This window comes from Brevundimonas sp. UBA5866 (assembly GCF_002432125.1).
In the GTDB taxonomy this organism is placed as follows: Bacteria; Pseudomonadota; Alphaproteobacteria; order Caulobacterales; family Caulobacteraceae; genus Brevundimonas.
Window position 1 is genome coordinate 1 of the sequence record NZ_DJFS01000102.1, and the last position, 5,167, is coordinate 5,167.

A 5,167-nucleotide genomic window follows, 5' to 3' on the forward strand; every position below is an offset into this window, starting at 1 on the left:
CGTGATGGCCGCCCGGCGGTGCTCGCCCATGCGGCGGTGCTGATGGACGACTGGCGCGAACCGATGGCCGACATCGTCAACCGCTTCTATCACGCCTGCGCCAGCGACCTGCGCTGCGCGGCCGACAGTCATCTGGCGCTCGGTGAGCGACTGCCAGGCGCCTGGAGCGAAGCCGAGTCGCTGTCCGACCGCTATCAACGTGTGCTGGCCTGGCAAGGCCTGGAACTCGGCGCCCGCCCCTTGCCCTGCCCGGCCACAGGCACGGTCGCCGGTCCACCCTCCCCCGTGCTTTGAAAAACACCACGGCCACCAACCGGTCCGGCCATGCATCGGAGGAAAACCCCATGAGCTATTCCACCCCCGACCCGCCCGGCCAGCGCGGGTATCCAACACTTCGCCCTGCCCAGTCCAGGCGAAGCGGTGACCGTCTTCCGAGGAGCCTCACCCAGCAGGGCACAACGGCCCCAACACTGGCAACCAGAGCGCAATGAAGCCGGCCAGAAGTTATAGAAGTTTGAATAACGATTTCGAAAAGCCGTGATAGGTGCATGTTGTTTCGCGCCATTACGGGGGCTCATACCGGAATCGACTTAATAACAAAAGAAATGCCAGAAGAGCTTTATCCGTAAATGCTCGTTGTACCCCACGCACGCCTGAAACCCTAAACAAGGAAATAATAAAAATGAAATTAAAACAGTCAAACCTAAGGGTTCACCTGATGATGGCCGCCTCGCTTTTTGCGATCACGCCGCTGCATGCATCAGACAGAATCATCACAGACAAGGAATTGTCCGATGAATCAAACACTGCTGACTGGCTGGCTTACGGGCGCACACACTCCGAACAACGGTTCAGCCCGCTCAAGGACATCAACGTAGATAATGTCAGCCAACTCAAACCTGAATGGTATTCGCCGCTACCTGACCGCTCAGATATGGTCGGAACGCCCTTGGTGGTCGATGGCGTCATGTACTATGTGGGCGAAATGAACAGAACACGTGCGTTCGATGCCCGCACGGGAAAGAAGCTTTGGGAATACGATCCGCAAGTTTCCAAAGAGATCCTCGACAACAATATGAAGAAGGTCTTCTGGAAGCATAACCGGGGACTTTCAACCTACGGCGACAAGTTGTTCATTGCCACCTGGGACGGCCGCCTGATTGCAATCAACCGAAAGGACGGCAAGGAAGTCTGGCAGACCCGTACATTCGATCACGACCAGCCGTTGAATATCACCGGCCATCCCAAGGCCTTCGACGGCAAGGTATTCGTCGGCAATGGCGGCACCGAACTTGGTCCGATGCGTGGGTATGTAACTGCCTACGATGCCGAAACCGGCAAACAGGTCTGGCGTTTCTATATCGTTCCCGGCAATCCTGCCGATGGATTCGAGGATGCCGCTCAGGAGATGGCGGCCAAGACCTGGAGTGGCCGCTGGTGGGAGAACGGCGGCGGCGGTAATGCCTGGCACGGCTGGACGTACGACGCCAAGTACAACCAGCTCATCTTTGGTACAGGTAACGGCGGCCCCTGGAACATCAAGGTGCGTAGCCCGGAGGGTGGCGACAACCTGTTCCTGTGTTCTGTCGTGGCGGTCGATGCGGATACGGGCGAATACAAGTGGCATGTCCAGACTGCCCCGGGTGACACCTGGGACTACAACTCGAACATGGACATCGTGCTGGCCGATCTGAAAATAGACGGCAAGGATGTTGACGCCGTATTGCACGCCCCCAAAAACGGCTTCTTCTATACGATCGACCGTTCGAACGGCAAGGTACTGTCCGCGGAGAAATTCGCCGATGCCAACTGGTCAACCAGGTACAACCTGAAAGAGCAGCGCCATATCGTTGCCGACGACGCCAGGTATCCCGACGGCGAGAAGAATATCTACCCATCGGCATTCGGTGCGCACTCATGGCACGCGATGTCCTATAACCCCGAGCTGAATCTTGCCTTTATCCCTACCAACCATCTAGGCAACACCTTCAAGGACGACGGTAAAAATACGAAGCCTGGCCATAAGATGGCGAGCCACAAACTCTACCTGGGGCTGACCGGTTGGGAATTGACCAAGGACCCGCACGAGTCACGGGGCTCGTTGCAGGCCTGGGACCCGGTCAAGAACAAGCGCGTGTGGCAGGTAAACCAGAAGAGTCCTTGGGGCGGCGGTACCTTGACCACGGCCGGCAACCTGGTTTTCCAGGGCGAGCCCGATGGCCTGTTCAAGGCTTATGACGCACGCACCGGTGAAGAACTCTGGTCCTATGACGTCGGCCTCGGTATCTCCGCGCCACCGATCACTTACAAGCTGGATGGCAAGCAGATGGTGTCCCTGCTGGTGGGCCCTGGTGGTGCATTGGCCTCCAACTTCGGCGGCTCAGGCGAACTGGGTTTTGAAAGCCATGGCTGGAAATATGGTGCGCATGAGCGCCGCATCATGACCTTCTCGCTTGACGGAAAAGCGGTCGTTCCAGAACAGCCGGCGCCGCAACTCGCCAAACCCATCATCGATGAGAAGTTTGAAGTCGATGCCGAAAAGGCCGAGACGGGCGCGGGTGTCTATGCGGAAAACCTCTGCGTTGGGTGCCACGGCGCCGGGGCTGTTGCGGGCATGAAGGCACCCGATCTGCGGGAGTCGCCGATCTTGCTCACAGGCAGCGAAAAAGCGTTTGAGAGCGTGGTGCGCGGTGGAGCATTGCTCGTCAATGGCATGCCCAAGTTCCCGGATCTGACCGATGCAGAGCTGGAAAGCATTCGCCATTTCGTGCGCAGGCAAGCACACGACGGGGTGAAGTCTGGCGGCGGCCATTAGGCCGGCGACCTTTGATCGCCAACCAGACAGTTGAACCGGTAACGCCTGAATAGCCAGGCGTTACCACTGAGCAGAAACGCACGCGAATACCGTGAACGCCCACTCCCATGGCGGCTAACGGTATTCGCGGCACCCGCACCGTTACATCCCAAAGGATCAGAACAATGACAACAAGCCTGCGCTGCGGCAGCGGCCTTCTCGTCGCCTGCCTGCTCACTTCTGCCCAAGCGGCCGAATATTCACCGGACCAGTTTCTCTTCGGCGACTGGAACGGCGCCCGCACCCGTCTGCACGAGGCCGGGGTCGACCTGCAAATCACCTACGTCAACGAACTGGCCCGCAACACCCAGGGCGGCGGCGACCATACCAGCACTTACGCCGACCAGCTGATGTTCGATGCAGCGCTGGACCTGGACAAATTGCTCGGCTGGTCCGGCGCTGGCCTGCACTTCACGCTGACCAACCGCAACGGCGAGAACCTCAACGCCGAAGCGGACCTCGGCGTGCTCCTGCAACCGCAGGAAATCTACGGCTACGGCAGCGCGACCCGGCTGGTGCAGCTCTACTACCAGCAGGCGCTGCTGGACGACCGCCTGCTGGTCAAGCTCGGCCGCCTGCCCATGAGCGGGGACATCTACCCCTTCGCCTGCCCGTTCCAGAACCTCGGTTTCTGCGGCACGGTGCCCGGCTACATCACATCGAACTGGTATACCTGGCCGATCAGCCAGTGGGGCGCCACCGCGCGTTACCAGCTGGACGCAGAGTGGTCGCTGCAGACCGCGCTTTATCAGGTCAATCCGCGTTTCACCGAGCGCGAGCAGGGGCTGAATTTCGGCAGCCCGTCGGGCACTACCGGCTACCACGCCGTTGCCGAACTGGGCTGGACGCCGACCTTCGCCGGTCAACCCGGCGCCTATCGCCTGGGCCTCTGGCGCAATACCGGCGACTTCGAGGACATCTACCGTGACGCTGCCGGCCGGCCGATGGCGCTTTCCGGGGCGCCAGCCGCCGAACACGACAAGGCCACCGGCGGCTATCTGATGGCCGAACAACAGATCTGGCAGAGCAGCGCGGTGGCCGAGCGACGCTTGAAACTGTTTGCCAACTTCATCCAGTCCGACCCGGACGTGACCTATATCGAGCGCATCTGGCAGGTAGGCGGCATCCTCTCCGCGCCATTCGCCTCGCGCCCGAACGACGAGCTTGGCCTGGGCCTCGGGCGCCTGGAAATCAACGACGATGCCCGCCGTCGCCTGCGCGAACAGGGCGACCCGGTGCCCGACGTGGAATACCCGGCCGAGCTGTATTACCGCGTGGCGCTGACACCCGCCCTCTCGCTGACGCCGAACATCCAGTACTTCCACCGACCAGGCGGCTTCGACGAAGACAAGGACGTGGTGGTCGTCGGACTGAAGACGGTGGTCAGCTTCTGACCGGCGCATGAAGCGCGGCGACCGCGCACAAAGCCGGTCGCCGCTTCGGTAGAAGCAGCGGATACCGTGGTTGGGACTTCAGCCTCAGCGCAGGCTCACCAAGCTGTGACTCTTGGCGAACCAAAGCGCCGCACTGCAAGGCTGACACCAGCCAAACCTCGAACCCGCCACCGCTAGCGTTCCGCTCAGGCTCCCCCCTCACCCGCCACAGCTGTGCCCACCCGCACCTCCGTTCGCCTGTCCGCCTGCTTGCCGAGCTGCCAGCCGAGATAGCCCCAGAGCAGTGCGCAGAGTGCGCCGGCCACGGCGACCAGACCGGCGCCCTGCCCGAACATGTCCAGCGCCGTCTTCCCCCAACCGCTGACGGCATCGCCGGCGCGGTAGACGACGGTGTCGATGACGTTCTTCGCCTTGTACTTACTCTCCGCATCCAGCGGCGCGAAGAGCATTTCGCGGCCGGGCCGGACGAACGCGTACTCGCCGATGCGGCGCACGATCATCAACGTCGCGAGCACGGCGAAGCTGGGCATCAGCGCGAGGCCGACAAAGCCGACGCAGACCAGCAGCGGCACGATGGCCAGCAGCACGCGCACGCCGAGTTTCTGCGCCAGGCGGCCGGTGATGAAGAGTTGCGACAGCAGCGCGCCCGCCTGGACGACCACGTCGATGATGCCGAACACGCGAACCTGGGCAGCACGGTCAGGGAACAGCTCGGCCACCAGGCGTGCCTGCTCGAAGTAGAGAAAGGTGGTCACGGTAGCCAGCAGCACCACGAAACCGGCGATGCCGAGCAGATAGGGCGACTGCATCACCCGAGTCAGGCCGCTGAAGGGGTTGCCGGGCACCGGCCGACGCGTACTCTCCGCCGGAGCCGCGCCGGGGCGCCCTGCTCCGCCGATTTCGCGCCAGCGCATCAGCG

The 5,167-nt window shown here is 61.8% G+C and carries 4 protein-coding genes; 3 read left to right on the plus strand and 1 reads right to left on the minus strand.

Translation table 11 applies throughout. The annotated features are described in order from the left end of the window. From B3H86_RS13855 to B3H86_RS13865, 3 genes are all read left to right on the plus strand, one after another. The coding region (locus tag B3H86_RS13855) for a hypothetical protein (RefSeq protein WP_292054956.1) at window positions 1-294 on the plus strand (294 nt) is incomplete at its 5' end. Window positions 295-718: 424 nt separating this feature from the next. Further along, on the plus strand, window positions 719-2,815 hold the full coding sequence (locus tag B3H86_RS13860) for a PQQ-dependent dehydrogenase, methanol/ethanol family (RefSeq protein WP_292054959.1): 2,097 nt from the start codon (window positions 719-721) through the stop codon (window positions 2,813-2,815). A 164-nt stretch (window positions 2,816-2,979) separates the two neighbouring features. Further along, window positions 2,980-4,248 (plus strand): carbohydrate porin, encoded by a 1,269-nt coding sequence (locus tag B3H86_RS13865; protein ID WP_292054961.1) that lies wholly within the window; start codon window positions 2,980-2,982, stop codon window positions 4,246-4,248. Between the two features lie 185 nt (window positions 4,249-4,433). On the opposite strand, the gene B3H86_RS13870 is transcribed toward B3H86_RS13865, so the two are convergent. After that, window positions 4,434-5,167, minus strand: a 734-nt coding sequence (locus tag B3H86_RS13870; protein WP_292054963.1) for an NTP/NDP exchange transporter, incomplete at its 5' end; no start/stop codon positions are given.